Raw genomic sequence first — 13,754 nt, 5'->3', positions numbered from 1 at the left:
CATAAGCATCCTATTTTTAGTAAAGAGGAGGGGGTGGAGATATGTCTTATCAAACAGATGACGATGATGTGTTAGGACTATGTAATATATATGCTCAGCAAACACACCATTTTGAAGCTTTTATTTTGGGAAATAGGAAAGGCTTATTAGAACTAAGAAATGCAATAGACAGGGCTTTAGAAACCGGTTGTTCTACTTCAACATTATTTCCGTCTGATTATGAAGGATATGATGTCTATGTTGCTTTAGTAGACGAGGAGCAAAGGTTTGAGAAATTAACAACTCCTTATGTCGAAGAATACGTACAAGAGGAAAATGCGGTTGATCCAATTGAGATAATTAAAGAATATGAAGCTAAAAAGGGGAATTCCGTGTAAAGAGATTCCCCTGCTTGTGAACTCGTTTGCTAGTGAATCAAATGTCTATGGATTTGGCTTGTCATTGGGTTTTGTCCAGTACTTGATGTCTTCCAATACTCTTGCAATGTCATCCATATCGTCAATTCCTAAAGTACTATCAAATTTCGAAGATAGTATCTTTCGGACTTTAGCGAGTCTTTGAGTGACCTCCCACTCATCTATAAATCGTGTGGTTTCTGTTTCATATTCTCCTCTATATGCTTCCTCACCATACTGATGAAATTTTTCACCATAATAAGAACCCATGTTATGCAAAGACAAAAGAATCAAATTCATTTCTTTTAATACCTCTAACATTTCATCACCCGTGTAGGTGATGTTTTGATTAGACTTTAGCATTGACGCCCACCCTTAAAATAAGAAATGTTGATATACGCCGCAACCAATACGCTTGTGCTCATCATATTAAAAAACCCCCGATTCCGGGGGTTTTTCTTTAGTTCTTGATGAATTTCTCAACTAATGAGCTTGTTTTGTAGTCGTTCAAATCAAGTTTCCATTGGTCGATATCATTTTTCTTCATGTTCACTTCTACTGTTTCTTCAGAAGATGATGGTCCTAATTTTTTAAATTCATCTGGATAGATAGAAAGTAGATATTTCTGTGCATCATCATAAGATGCTGAACGGTTTTTGCTGTAGAACTCAGTCGCTTTCTCTTTCAAACGATCGACAAGCGGGCTTGCATCAATCGGTGTAAGCGTCACAGTGACGACAGCTTTATCACCACTGATCGCTTTTGTTTTTGTTGATACTTTTGATTTTTCAGCTAATGTTTCTTTTACTGCTTTTAAAAGCTTATCAAGGTTTTCGTCCTTCGCTGAGCTAGAAGAAATACCTGATGAAGTGATGTAACCTTGTTTGAATGATTTATCAAACTCGTTCACAACAGTTGATTTGTTATCACCTGTTAGTTTTTCGAAATCGTCGTTTTTCTTACCAAAAATCATCACATCAATATAAGAAGAAAGAGCTTTTGCAGATGCTTGTAGTGTATCTGCTTTTTTCATTAAGTCTTTTCCTTTAATATCGAATTCTAATGTTTTGTCATCTTTTTTCGATCCACTGCCTGGCTCTGTGTAAACAAGCTGATAGTCTTTGTCTTTGTCAACAACAAAGAATAGACCGCCTTTTGTTACTTTGTCTGCATTTAAAGAGCTTGAAGATAATACTTCGTTGTAGTCATCTGGAGAGATCGTAGATACCTGTGCGTCATCTTGGTAAAGTGTGAAGTTGCTTTTATCAACATTGAGAGGCTCTTTGCTGATATTTTTTACAGATACATTCACTTTTAGTACATACTGATCATCCTGTACAGATGTATCGTATTGAGGTGGTAATGTGTACTCAGCACTTTCTACCTTTACTTCTGCTGCATCAAGAGATTTTTTGGTATCGTTTTCTTTCGCAGCTGTTTTGTCTTTACCACCACTACAAGCGGCAGCGACAACAGTTACACACAAGATTAGAAGAAACAGGGATAATTTCTTTTTAAACATGTCGTGTTTTCCTCCTCGGGTTTATGGTGAATTTCATTGAAAAGCTGTAGTTCATATCGTTCTTTTTGCACAAAAAGAAAAATACTGTATGTTTTTTACTGTAGAATGAAGCGAAAGTACTGTCAATACCTCAGTGCGTTTCCGAGGTTGATTGGCTTCAAGTAGTAAAAATGACACTAAGTTGAGAGGAGAAACTTGTAATTTATTATTTGATATCTCCTGTAGAAACTCAACATTTTATATTTTAAGGTTTTGAGTCGGATTATTGAATAGGTTCAAATGACTGTTTTTGAAGATGATGTCGCAATTAGAAGGATTTTTATGACTTGTAAATGAGTATATAGTAATGAATATTTTTTCCTGCTATGTGGATGGTCACTTGGTTTGTGTGTTGTTGACAGCAAGACACATGTCCAGCAAATTTAGACAGGCTGTCGACACTGAACGTGCTTTTTCATGTCAAAATGGCAGTCATCTACACAGAAACACCACATAAAATAAAAGAGAAATGAACTGGAGGTGGATGTATGGCAGTGGTAAGAGCGACAAGCTCTGATATTGATTTAATGGCCAGACTGCTGAGAGCGGAGGCAGAAGGTGAAGGGAAGCAAGGGATGCTGCTTGTAGGAAATGTGGGCATCAATCGGCTGCGTGCCAACTGCTCGGACTTTAAAGGGCTGCGTACGATTCCACAAATGATTTATCAGGAGCATGCATTCGAAGCGGTCACGCATGGGTACTTTTATCAACGAGCACGAGAAACTGAAAAAACACTTGCGCGGAGAAATATTAACGGAGAACGTTTTTGGCCGGCAAAATTCAGCCTTTGGTATTTTAAACCGCCTGGCAATTGTCCGGCGACATGGTACAATCAGCCGTTTGTGGCAAGATATAAGTCGCATTGCTTTTATCAGCCAACCGCCGAAACGTGTGAAAATGTCTATAACACCTTTTAGCTTGATGAAACGCACAATCCTCTTAGAGTACGAATGCAGAGGGTTGTGTTTTTGTTTTTTCCAAAATGGGTAACCATTGTGTATCAACAAGATGAAGCACGTGAATGGAGGAAAGGAAGATGTATCAAGATTTAAAAGGGAAAACAGCCATTGTCACAGGCTCTTCAAAAGGAATTGGACAAGCGATCGCATTGCGGTTTGGACAAGAGGAAATGAATGTGGTTGTGAACTATAAAGGCGATGAAGATGGAGCTGAAGAGACCGTACAAGCCATTCAGAAGCACGGAGGTGGGGCGGTGAAAGTACACGCAGATGTCTCCAAAGAGGAAGGCATCCAAGCCATCATGGATACAGCACTGGAGCATTTCGGTACAGTAGATGTATTCGTCAATAATTCAGGCTTCAACGGCGAAGAAGCGCTGCCGCATGAGATGACGCTGGAGCAATGGCAAAACGTCATCGATGTGAACATAACAGGTGCATTTTTAGGCGCAAAGGCTGCGCTCGCCTATATGATGGAGCATGACATCAAAGGGTCTATTTTAAATATTTCCAGTGTCCACCAGGAGATTCCGCGCCCATTCAACGTTCATTATTCCACTTCAAAGGGCGGAATGAATATGATGACAAAGACGCTGGCTCTTGATTATGCAGAATCAGGTATTCGAATCAATGCGATTGCGCCGGGTACCATGGCAACCGAATCAAATGATGATTTGCAGGATGAACAGAAAAAACAAAAGCAGCTTGAGAAAATTCCGATGAGAACCTTTGGTGAACCGAAGGAGATTGGGTCCGCTGCTGCATTCCTCGTTTCTAAGGAAGCGGCATATATCACAGGCACCACCTTATTTGTGGATGGTGGAATGACACTTTATCCTTCTCAAATCAATGATTAATCCGAAAAACATCCGCCTGTTCAGCCGGCGGATGTTTTTTGTTCGTAGCGTTGTGTAGCTTTGGCTCGTTTGCCAAGCAGCATCGGGTACTTGCTCAGGAAGGAGATACATGGCACCATGAGCAGCAATGTGCCGATTGTATAAAAAAGTGTCCAAGAGAGCTGCGCTGTATCAGCAATATTGATACCAAGTCCATAAAAAACAAATGCTTTCATGATATCAATACCGGCAAACTGCAAAACAAGAATGACAATAGAATTTCGTCCTAGATACGTCAAAATAGGGGATGTTTTCAATTTAAAGCTTAAATAAATCACGGCAGCTGAACCGAGCAGAGCACATGCATAAAAAATAAAGAGATCACCGTAGTCGTTGACGCGCATATCGATCCGTGAATTAAAGCTCTGCATGTAAGCCGTCAGCACAAGCAGACCTGTACATAAAAGCAGGGTTGGATCTGTTTTTAATTCCACAAACCACTGCTTTGCTAAAAATCCAATCGAATAAAAAACAACAGCCGTCAAGGCGACATTGGCATTCCAAGGAAGACTTTGATTTAAAAGCAAGGTAGAAGCATATCCAGCACCTCCGCAAAGAATAGTCAGCAAGATTAAGGCAGCAGGTCTCCCTTTTGAAAGACGATGCATAAAGAAAAATAAAATTTCCACTAAAAAGAGTGTCGTTAAAAACCAAATCGCTGGGTTATGTGTAAGTCTTGCTTCATCTGCATTGGATATGAAAATACCTGTAAACGGAACGAAAGGGTCGATATCCGTTTGTCCCTTGAATGCGAAAAAACGAGTAACGGAGAACCAAAATACATACGTAATGATGGAGAAATAGAGATAGGGCAGGAGTAAGCTTTTGGCTTTTTTCTGAATAAATGACAGAGCAGGGGATGAGGATGATCGAAACATCATGCCTGATAGTAAAAAGAAAAGCGGCATATGAAAAGAGTAAATGAATTGCTTGAGCGAATCTGGAATGGGCACATGCGCCATAACCACGAGCAGAATGCCGATTCCTTTAGCTGCATCTACCCAATCGAGTCTCTTTTTCATGTCCTTCATCTCCTTCTTTATCAGCGTTGTAAACCGTTCATTGAATATGTACCTCTACTATATAAAAGGTACACCTCTTATGCGTTTACAGTTCGCTAACGATTAGAAGACACATTTGCGATCAGATGACAGACGGAAGGATTTTGACATCTTGATGTTACATTTCCCATTTTTTATGACAATGTAAAAAAAGAAGCCTGAAAAGCTGGCTTCAAAATAATTCTGCTATTCGCTTGTAGGAGCGTTGTTTTTCAATCGGATCAAAGGAATTGTTCAGAATCATGATGTCATCTGTTTGATAGCGGTCCATCAAGGTCTGTAATTGCTCTTTCACCGTTTTCTTCGAGCCGACAATCATCCGCTGGCGGTTTTGCAGCACTTTTTTCTTTTCCTGCGTGGTGTAGTGATAGGCACTTGCTTCTTCTATAGAAGGAACGCGGCTGTCCAGTCCTTTTTCAACACGCAGCAGCCATAAATCTGTACTGCTGGCGATCCGGTCTGCTTCTTCATCTGTTTCACCGCAGATGACAAAGACGGCAAACATAGATTGTGGCTGCCTAGAAAAGACAGATGGAGAAAAGTGTGATCGATACGTCTCAAATGCTTGTTTGCCGCGTGCAGGATGAATAAAGTGACCAAAAATATAGTTGATTCCAAGCTCCGCCGCCTGTATGGCACTATTTTCCCCCAGTCCAAGCAGCCAAACCGGCGGATGAGCATCAACAAGCGGAGCAGCTTTCACACCTGCATGCGGATGACCAGAAGGCAGGCTGTCTGATAAGTAAAAAAGAAGGTCCTTCAGCTGGCGGTCAAACTGTGATAGGTCTTTTTTTGCACCGTCCGTCAAAGCGAGTCTCGTCCTTTCAATCCCGCCTGGAGATTTGCCGACACCAATCTCAATCCGTCCAGGATAAAGGGCTTCAAGCTGCCGCGTGACTTCTGCTACTTTAAAAGGACTGTACTGAGGAAGTAAAATGCCGCCAGATCCGGTACGCAAGGTCGATGTATGAGCCGCAATATGAGCCATTAATATTTCAGGCGCTGTACTAGCGAGCCCCCTTGTGCTGTGGTGTTCAGCGAACCAATAGCGCTCATACCCAAGCGTTTCAGCCAGCTGAGCCAGCTGCGTTGTATGAATCAATGTCTCCTGCGCAGACTGACCTTTAGGAATGGCGACTTGATCTAATATATGAAGTGATGGCATCATCAACATCCTTTCAACAACATGCTGAATATAAGTATAAAGAAATCAATGGATGGAAGGAAACGAAAGGGTTTATCCTTTGAACACATGCTTTTATCTTTTCTATATCAACATATGAAACCACATCTTACGCTCCTTATCAGTAAGAGCTGCTCACCGGGAACTTTCGACAATGTTTCACATGAAACACTTCATTTACGACATGAACTATTTTCAATGTGCATCTTTCTTTAAAAAAATATAAAGTGTTTGAAACCTATCTTGAACATAGATCGTATATACTAGTAAATAGAAAAAAGAGTAAGAGGCTCCAATGTCATTTCATGAATTTTGTCGAATTTTCATGTATGATGATTTTAATAGGGTCCATCGCTTAATAAATAGATTTTTATTATGCTGGAGGAGTGATTGATTTGGCGATTACATTAGAAAAAGGTCAACGTATTGATTTAACAAAAGGGAAAGCAGGGCTAACGAATATTCTTGTTGGACTTGGCTGGGACCCTGTCTCACAAGGCGGCGGGTTTTTAGGAAAGCTGTTTGGCGGCGGAGGCGGCGCTGATGTTGATTGTGATGCTTCAGTGCTCATGCTGAAAAATGATAAGTTTACGGAAAATAAAGATTTGATTTATTTTGGCAACCTAAAAAGCAAATGCGGCAGTGTTGAGCATACAGGTGACAACCTGACTGGTGAAGGAGACGGAGATGATGAACAAGTCCTCGTCAACTTGAGCAAGGTGCCGGGTAATGTGAATAAATTGGTGTTTGTCGTGAACATTTATGATGCCCTTAGAAGAAACCAACACTTTGGTATGATTCAAAATGCTTACATTCGCATCGTTGATCGTTCAAACAATCAAGAATTAGTGAAATATAATTTAAAAGAAGACTATGTAGGAAAAACATCGTTAATCGTCGGAGAACTTTACCGTCACGAGAATGAGTGGAAGTTTGCGGCTCTTGGAAATGGTACAAATGATGCGAAGCTTGCCGATATTACGAGAAACTACATTTAAACAGAAGGGAGAGGTTCCTAGTGGGAATTTCTTTAGCGAAAGGTCAAAAAATTGATTTAACAAAAACGAATCCGGGTTTAACAAAAGTAGTCGTTGGTCTTGGCTGGGACGTCAATAAGTATGACGGCGGACATGACTTTGATTTAGACGCAAGTGTATTCCTTTTAGATGCAGCAGGTAAAGCAAGCTCTCCATCTGACTTTGTCTTTTACAACCAAACAACTGGCGGAGGCGGCAGTGTCGTACATACAGGCGATAACCGCACTGGCGAAGGGGACGGAGATGACGAGCAGGTCAATGTTGACCTTGCAGCTGTACCAGCAAGTATTGAGAAGATTTCATTTGTCATTACAATTCATGATGCAGAAGCGCGCAGTCAAAATTTCGGACAAGTATCTAACGCATATGTACGTATTTTAAATGCGGCTTCGAATGAAGAACTCATTCGCTACGATTTGGCAGAGGATTTCTCAATTGAGACAGCCATTATTGTAGGTGAATTATACCGTCATGGTGGGGAATGGAAATTCTCAGCTGTAGGATCAGGCTATCAAGGCGGTCTTGCACGCATTGCAACGGACTTCGGCTTAGATATCGGATAACGATAGTTTCCTATTTTCAAAGACAGGAGAGATACGAATATGGCGATTCAGCTTTCAAAAGGACAACGTGTCGATTTAACAAAAACCAACCCAGGGCTGACGAAAGTGATGATCGGTCTTGGCTGGGATACGAATAAATATTCTGGCGGAGCCGAATTTGATTTGGACGCTTCGGCTTTCTTGGTGGATGCAAACAATCGTTGTCAGCAAGATACAGATTTTGTGTTCTATAATAACCTTCAGCATCCGAGCGGCAGTGTCACTCATACAGGTGATAACCGGACGGGTGAAGGAGATGGAGATGACGAGCAAATTCTCGTTGATTTCTCGAAAATTCCTGCTAACATTGATCGTATCGGAATTACAGTTACGATCCATGATGCAGAGACGCGCAGCCAAAATTTTGGACAAGTCTCTAATGCATTTGTTCGTGTTGTAAATGAAGAGGGCGGGGAAGAATTGATTCGCTTCGATTTAGGCGAAGACTTCTCAATTGAAACAGCTGTTGTGGTATGTGAATTGTACCGACACGGAAGTGATTGGAAGTTTAACGCGATCGGAAGCGGATTCTCTGGCGGACTTGCAGCTCTTTGTCAAAATTATGGGTTAGAAGTGTAAATAAGAGAAACAAATCAATTGGTGCTGTCAAAAACTCAAATGAGGGTCTTTTCCAAAGTGAGAAAGAAACAGCGATCAAGAATAGCAGCAGGCGAAAGCCTGCTGATGCTTCTACACTTATAGGAGGAAAACCAGTTGGACATTTTGAAACATATGTTGGATACATATGCCTCGTTTTTTGATTGGCATATGTGGGCAGAGGTGTTAACAGACCCTGTCTCTTGGGGGCTTATTGGGACGCTTGTCGTGCTTGAAGGATTGTTATCAGCAGATAACGCACTTGTATTAGCTGTGATGGTGAAACATTTACCGGAAAAGCAGCGTAAAAAGGCATTAACCTACGGATTAATTGGCGCTTATTTCTTCCGTTTTCTATTCATTGGCGTAGGGATGCTGCTTATTAAATTCTGGTGGATTAAGGTTCTTGGAGCTGCTTACTTAGCATGGCTTGTCATTAAGCACTTCTGGTTAGGTGATGGCGATGATGAAGCGAAGGAATTGAAAAAAGAAGGCTGGTTGATTCGGGTATTTGGTATATTCTGGGCAACCGTTATCTCTGTAGAAATTATGGACCTTGCCTTCTCGGTTGATAGTATTCTTGCAGCATTCGCTGTATCTGAGGAAGTATGGATTCTTCTATTAGGCGGAATGCTTGGAATTCTCATGATGCGTACAGTGGCACAGTTATTCCTTGTTCTCATTGACCGTATCCCAGAGCTCGAGAATACAGCGTTTATTCTTATCGGGATCATTGCGATCAAAATGGGCTTGAGTGCTGCTCACATTGAAATCCCGCATCTTGTATTCTTTGCGATTATTATCCTAGCATTTATCGGAACGTTTATTATTCATAAAATCAATAAGAAGAAACATCAAGGTGTAACAAACGAAGCTGCGGCTTCAAAAGAAGAATAGGACGATCAAAAAGGAATGGAGTTGATTAGCGGCTCCATCCTTTTTTGAATCATCAAGTCATTTGTTCGATTTTCTCTCAACAACAGGAGGTGGCACAGCATGCGGTATTTTCAGTTTTTATCAGAGGCGAGGCAGCACGATATTTTTTTCAAACGGCCGGGGACGATGCATTTGATGACGCCAAGGCACGTACTTGCGCATGCATTAGGTGCTACTTTGTATATGCCTGCAACAAGACAGGATATAGCAGACATGCTGCTGTCGCAGAAATATGAAGCGCTTTGCTCTGTTGTATTTTGTTTAGAGGATGCCATCGGTGATCAAGAAGTGGAAATGGCTGAGCAGAATCTAGTGGTACAACTCGCCAAACTGTCGGACAAATTGACGCATACGCCTGAAACGGCTGAACAATTGCCGCTTTTATTTATTCGGGTTCGTTCGCCGAAGCAGCTGCTCGAAATGGCAGATTTGCTTGGTTCATCTCTTCATTTATTGACGGGTTTTGTATTTCCAAAGTGTTCTATTCATAATGCGAAGGATTATTTGGACAGCTTGAAACAGGTTTCAGCACAAACGAAGACAAAGCTGTACGGTATGCCCATTTTGGAAACACCTGATTTATTAGAAAAAGAAACAAGATATACGGTGCTGTCTGAGTTAAAGCAGATCATGCTGAATGATGAAGAATATATTTTGAATATTCGTATTGGGGCAACGGATCTTTGCGGCTTATATGGCATTCGCCGTGATCGTGACACCACCATCTATGAAATCAGATTGATTGCTGATTTGATCACAGATATGATCAATTATTTTGGCCGTTCCTTTGTTGTTTCAGGTGCAGTATGGGAGCATTTTGGCCCTGCACGAAAGGAACAAAAACCATTCATCCGTGCGCTTTCTAAGGGCGGTGAGCTGTCCTTATCTGAATTTGATGACGTACAAGGCTTACTCAAGGAGACAAGACTCGATGTAGCCAACGGCATACATGGGAAGACAGTGATCCATCCAACACATCTCAAGCCAGTGCAAAGCATGTACGTTGTGACAAAGGAAGAATACTTGGATGCATTAAGTATTTTGGAACATGCCGACGGCACAGTTGGCGTAATGAAGAGTTCCTTTTCTAATAAGATGAATGAAACGAAGCCCCATTACCGGTGGGCAGAGCACATTTTAATTAAGTCAGACATTTACGGGGTGTTTCATGAAAATAGAAGCTATATCGACATACTCACAGAATCAGAAGCGGCATACGCTGAACATCTTGGAACATATGGAGGTTGAGCTTGACCTCAAAGAAGGGGTGCTCCAGCTGGAGAAAGAGCATCTTTTTGAGATGGCAGCAAGGGTGAACAAAAAAAGAGCCTTTTTATTCGTTAGTAAGGTGCTTGGAAAGCATATTCCTGTTCATCCAGTGAAACCGCTCCTTGTCTCGGGTCTTTTAGCGATGGCATATGCCAAAGAGCAAACGGGACAGACGCCTCCGTACCAAGATTTTCTTGTAGAGGCACTCAAGACGGATGATCACGCGGTGTTAACGGCAGCCTATGAAACACTCAAAAAAGAAAAGCTAGCAGCTGGCAATGAGCCTGTCGTCATCGGCTTTGCGGAAACGGCAACAGCCCTTGGACATGGTGTGTATGATGTGCTAGAAGGCGCATCTTACATTCATACGACACGTGAACAGCTGCTGGGTCTTGACCCGTCATTGGTATTTGAAGAAGAACATTCGCATGCAACAGACCAGCTTTGTTATGCAGATGAAGCATTACTTCGCACAGACCGCCCCATCGTGTTAGTAGATGATGAAGTCACGACAGGCCGTACAAATATCAACATCATTCGTGACCTTCATGCAAAGTACCCGCGGCATTCTTATACCATTCTTTCCATTTTGGACTGGCGGACGGAGGAGCATGAGAAAGCCATGTGCCAGCTTGAAGAGGAGCTCGGAATTCACATCACATCATTGTCTTTATTAAAAGGGCAGATGGTCTTTAGAGGCAAAACGCTTGATGAACCAGCTTATTCGTATGAGATTGCGGAGCAAGAGAAGCGGCCAAGTCTCTCTTTTCATTCTCTTCAATCTTTCTTTAAGCAAGTGCCGTATTCACTTTCTCATGCAGCAAATTCGGCTGGGCATTCGCCATATATACATGAAACGGGCCGTTTTGGTTTAAACGCAGCAGATACGGAAGCACTTGACCAAGCAGCTGCTGAAGCGGGTTTGAAGCTGCGGCAGGAACGCAAAGGGAAGCAAACACTTTGCTTAGGGACAGGTGAGCTGATGTATGTACCGATGAGACTGTCTGCACATATGGGTGAAGGCATTCGCTTTCATTCAACAACGAGAAGCCCTATTCACCCAGTCGAAAAGGATGGATACGCTGTCCAAAATGGGTTTACCTTTATGAATCCAGAGGATGCCCGAATTCAGCACTACGTGTACAACATTCCAAAGGGTGAATATGATGATGTATTTCTCTTTTTTGAGAAAAAGGTCTCTCAGGAGGCATTGCTTCCGCTTATTCATTTATTTGCCGAGCGGCATGTGAAGCATGTGCATATTGTGACTTTATCAGACGAGGTGAAGGTGAATGGCTAACGTGTATACAAAGATGGGAAGCTATCCAGAGCAGGATGTAACCTTCTTACTCAAAGATTTATCCTCTATTGAGATGGAGAAAAGTACAGAAGAGCGGGAGCGTTCAATTCAGAGTGGTGCGCATTATTCAGAAATGCTGCCAATTGAATATAAACCAACGGCATCTTATATGACTTTATTCTATCAATCTCTTGAAGAAAGTAAGGAAAAGGTAGCCGAAGCAGTAGCTGTTGTAGCAGAACAGATTGTGAAGAAGCGAGGCTTCAAAACCGTGCTTTGCAGCTTGGCGCGTGCAGGAACACCGATCGGGGTGCTAATCAAACGATATATTCGAAAGACATATGGTGTCGATCTGCCTCATTACAGTATCTCTATTATTCGTGATCGCGGAATAGACGAGAATGCACTGCATTATATGCTGAAAGAACATCCAGGCTTTGAAATTGCTTTTATCGATGGATGGACTGGAAAAGGTGCCATTTCGAAAGAGCTCGAAAAAGCTGTGATTGATTTTGAAAAAAAATATGGTGTGCGTCTTTCGAGTGAGCTGGCTGTGCTGGCTGACCCTGGCTATTGTACACATGTATATGGAACGAGAGAGGACTTTCTCATTCCAAGTGCCTGCCTGAATTCGACGGTATCAGGGCTTGTCAGTCGTACGGTACTAAACAACCGCTGGATCAATGCCGATGATTTCCATGGGGCAAAGTATTATAAAGAGCTGCTTGATGAGGATGTGTCCAATCTGTATGTGGATACGATTGAAGATGCATTTTCCAGCCTCGGACCAAATGTACAAGAGAAAGCAGAAACCATACTTACGCAGGGAACGCTGGCAGATTGGCGCGGAATGGCATCCATTGAAGCAATCGGTCAGGAGTTTCAAATTAAAAATACCCATTTGATTAAGCCGGGTGTTGGTGAGACGACCCGCGTGCTGCTTAGAAGAATCCCGTGGAAAATCTTGATTCAGCCTGGATCTCAGGAGAAGCTGAAGCATATTTTGCTTTTGGCAGAGGACAGAGGTGTTCCTGTCATTGAATATGCCAATATGTCCTACACGTGCTGTGGGTTAATTCGTCCGCTGGAGCAAACGTCATGAAGACATATGCATTTGCTAGTGATTTAGACCGGACGCTGATCTTCTCACATCGAGTGCTTGACCAGTATGCGTATGAAGGAGAGTATGATCTAGTTGAGGTGCTGGACGAACGGCCGCTTTCCTATATGTCTGTTGAAACGAAAAAATCCTTGCAGACGATTCATCAATCAGGCTGGTTCATTCCAGTGACGACAAGAACAACTGCACAGTATGAACGGATCACCTTCTTTCAACAAGAGCTTCAACCGGAGTATGCTGTCACAACAAACGGGGGCTGTATTCTTCACCATGGCAAGCCGCTTGAGGATTGGCAGGCCATTGTTGATGAGAGACTTAGGGAGTGTATGCCGGTCAGAGAGATGCTGAGGGCGATCTACGAACTTCCGGTTGCGGCTTGGGTGAAGCGTACCCGAACAGCAGAGGGAAGATTTCTTTATTTGATTATGAAAGATGAGTATTTATCTCACATACCGCTTGCTGAGTTGAAGCTGTGGGGTGAGGAGAGAGGCTGGCAGGTTTCTCTTCAGGGACGGAAGCTTTATTTTATTCCACAGCCGCTTAATAAGTGGGATGCTGTTGCTTTTCTAAAGGACAGGCTGAAGCTTGAATACGTCTATGGTGCGGGTGATTCCCTGTTAGATGCGGGGCTCATTCGTCAATCAGATAAGGGCTTTGCCCCAAGGCATGGAGAAGTTCTCGACTTTGACCCAGAACTTGAGCCGACAGCAGCATCTGGCATGGCCGCAGCGGATGAAATCACCGCTTCTGTCATCGAGCAGATGGCGAAGGCAAAAAAGCCTTCGATTCGATAGCAGAAGTAGAAGGCTGAATGATATGATAGTAGTAGCTTTCTAGA

The 13,754-nt window shown here is 42.4% G+C and carries 15 protein-coding genes; 11 read left to right on the top strand and 4 right to left on the bottom strand.

Features of this window, described 5'->3' with window-relative positions; genetic code table 11:
• Nucleotides 1-41 precede the first annotated feature (41 nt).
• Complete coding sequence (locus ACP69X_RS14955; protein WP_269103865.1) at nucleotides 42-377, top strand: hypothetical protein; 336 nt, start codon at nucleotides 42-44, stop codon at nucleotides 375-377.
• A 45-nt stretch (nucleotides 378-422) separates the two neighbouring features.
• On the opposite strand, the gene ACP69X_RS14950 is transcribed toward ACP69X_RS14955, so the two are convergent.
• Nucleotides 423-758: a hypothetical protein gene (locus ACP69X_RS14950; protein ID WP_411243089.1), complete on the bottom strand. Its 336-nt coding sequence runs from the start codon at nucleotides 756-758 to the stop codon at nucleotides 423-425.
• Nucleotides 759-855: 97 nt separating this feature from the next.
• On the bottom strand, nucleotides 856-1,917 hold the full coding sequence (locus tag ACP69X_RS14945) for a DUF4352 domain-containing protein (protein WP_039176247.1): 1,062 nt from the start codon (nucleotides 1,915-1,917) through the stop codon (nucleotides 856-858).
• Nucleotides 1,918-2,444: 527 nt separating this feature from the next.
• On the opposite strand from ACP69X_RS14945, the gene ACP69X_RS14940 reads away from it, so the two are divergent.
• Both ACP69X_RS14940 and ACP69X_RS14935 read left to right on the top strand, forming a co-directional pair.
• Complete coding sequence (locus tag ACP69X_RS14940; RefSeq protein ID WP_039176249.1) at nucleotides 2,445-2,873, top strand: cell wall hydrolase; 429 nt, start codon at nucleotides 2,445-2,447, stop codon at nucleotides 2,871-2,873.
• 119 nt (nucleotides 2,874-2,992) lie between these two features.
• A complete protein-coding gene (locus tag ACP69X_RS14935; RefSeq protein WP_039176252.1) occupies nucleotides 2,993-3,772 on the top strand; it encodes a glucose 1-dehydrogenase in 780 nt (259 codons plus the stop codon).
• 20 nt (nucleotides 3,773-3,792) lie between these two features.
• Here the strand turns inward: ACP69X_RS14935 and ACP69X_RS14930 are convergent, their stop codons facing one another.
• On the bottom strand, nucleotides 3,793-4,833 hold the full coding sequence (locus tag ACP69X_RS14930; RefSeq protein WP_073978636.1) for an acyltransferase family protein: 1,041 nt from the start codon (nucleotides 4,831-4,833) through the stop codon (nucleotides 3,793-3,795).
• Nucleotides 4,834-5,044: 211 nt separating this feature from the next.
• Nucleotides 5,045-6,037, bottom strand: a complete 993-nt coding sequence (locus ACP69X_RS14925) for an LLM class flavin-dependent oxidoreductase (RefSeq protein ID WP_305960767.1) — start codon at nucleotides 6,035-6,037, stop codon at nucleotides 5,045-5,047.
• Between the two features lie 413 nt (nucleotides 6,038-6,450).
• Between ACP69X_RS14925 and ACP69X_RS14920 the strand changes: the two genes are divergently transcribed.
• The 8 genes from ACP69X_RS14920 to ACP69X_RS14885 all read left to right on the top strand — a co-directional run bounded on the left by ACP69X_RS14920 (nucleotide 6,451) and on the right by ACP69X_RS14885 (nucleotide 13,710).
• A complete protein-coding gene (locus ACP69X_RS14920) occupies nucleotides 6,451-7,053 on the top strand; it encodes a TerD family protein (RefSeq protein WP_411243092.1) in 603 nt (200 codons plus the stop codon).
• Between the two features lie 20 nt (nucleotides 7,054-7,073).
• The gene (locus ACP69X_RS14915) at nucleotides 7,074-7,655 is read left to right on the top strand and encodes a TerD family protein (RefSeq protein WP_039176267.1); all 582 of its coding nucleotides are present in this window, start codon (nucleotides 7,074-7,076) and stop codon (nucleotides 7,653-7,655) included.
• A gap of 39 nt (nucleotides 7,656-7,694) precedes the next feature.
• Nucleotides 7,695-8,273: a TerD family protein gene (locus ACP69X_RS14910; protein WP_034664245.1), complete on the top strand. Its 579-nt coding sequence runs from the start codon at nucleotides 7,695-7,697 to the stop codon at nucleotides 8,271-8,273.
• A 135-nt stretch (nucleotides 8,274-8,408) separates the two neighbouring features.
• Complete coding sequence (locus tag ACP69X_RS14905) at nucleotides 8,409-9,188, top strand: TerC family protein (RefSeq protein ID WP_426052810.1); 780 nt, start codon at nucleotides 8,409-8,411, stop codon at nucleotides 9,186-9,188.
• Between the two features lie 99 nt (nucleotides 9,189-9,287).
• Nucleotides 9,288-10,475, top strand: coding sequence for an HpcH/HpaI aldolase/citrate lyase family protein (locus ACP69X_RS14900; RefSeq protein ID WP_075612324.1), 1,188 nt, complete (start codon nucleotides 9,288-9,290; stop codon nucleotides 10,473-10,475).
• The gene (locus tag ACP69X_RS14895; RefSeq protein ID WP_426052829.1) at nucleotides 10,465-11,796 is read left to right on the top strand and encodes a phosphoribosyltransferase family protein; all 1,332 of its coding nucleotides are present in this window, start codon (nucleotides 10,465-10,467) and stop codon (nucleotides 11,794-11,796) included. The genes ACP69X_RS14900 and ACP69X_RS14895 overlap by 11 nt, the downstream gene beginning before the upstream one ends.
• Entirely contained in the window at nucleotides 11,789-12,898 is a 1,110-nt protein-coding gene (locus tag ACP69X_RS14890) for a cysteine protease StiP family protein (protein ID WP_423359278.1), read from the top strand. Before ACP69X_RS14895 ends, ACP69X_RS14890 begins: the two co-directional genes overlap by 8 nt.
• Nucleotides 12,895-13,710: an HAD family hydrolase gene (locus tag ACP69X_RS14885; RefSeq protein ID WP_426052809.1), complete on the top strand. Its 816-nt coding sequence runs from the start codon at nucleotides 12,895-12,897 to the stop codon at nucleotides 13,708-13,710. The genes ACP69X_RS14890 and ACP69X_RS14885 overlap by 4 nt, the downstream gene beginning before the upstream one ends.
• Nucleotides 13,711-13,754 lie beyond the last annotated feature (44 nt).

The sequence above is a fragment of the Bacillus sp. DC4300-2b2 genome, assembly GCF_049895685.1.
In the GTDB taxonomy this organism is placed as follows: domain Bacteria; phylum Bacillota; class Bacilli; order Bacillales; family Bacillaceae; genus Bacillus; species Bacillus safensis.
The sequence above is the reverse complement of the archived record's forward strand: the minus strand, read 5'-3'. Positions and strand labels throughout refer to the sequence as shown.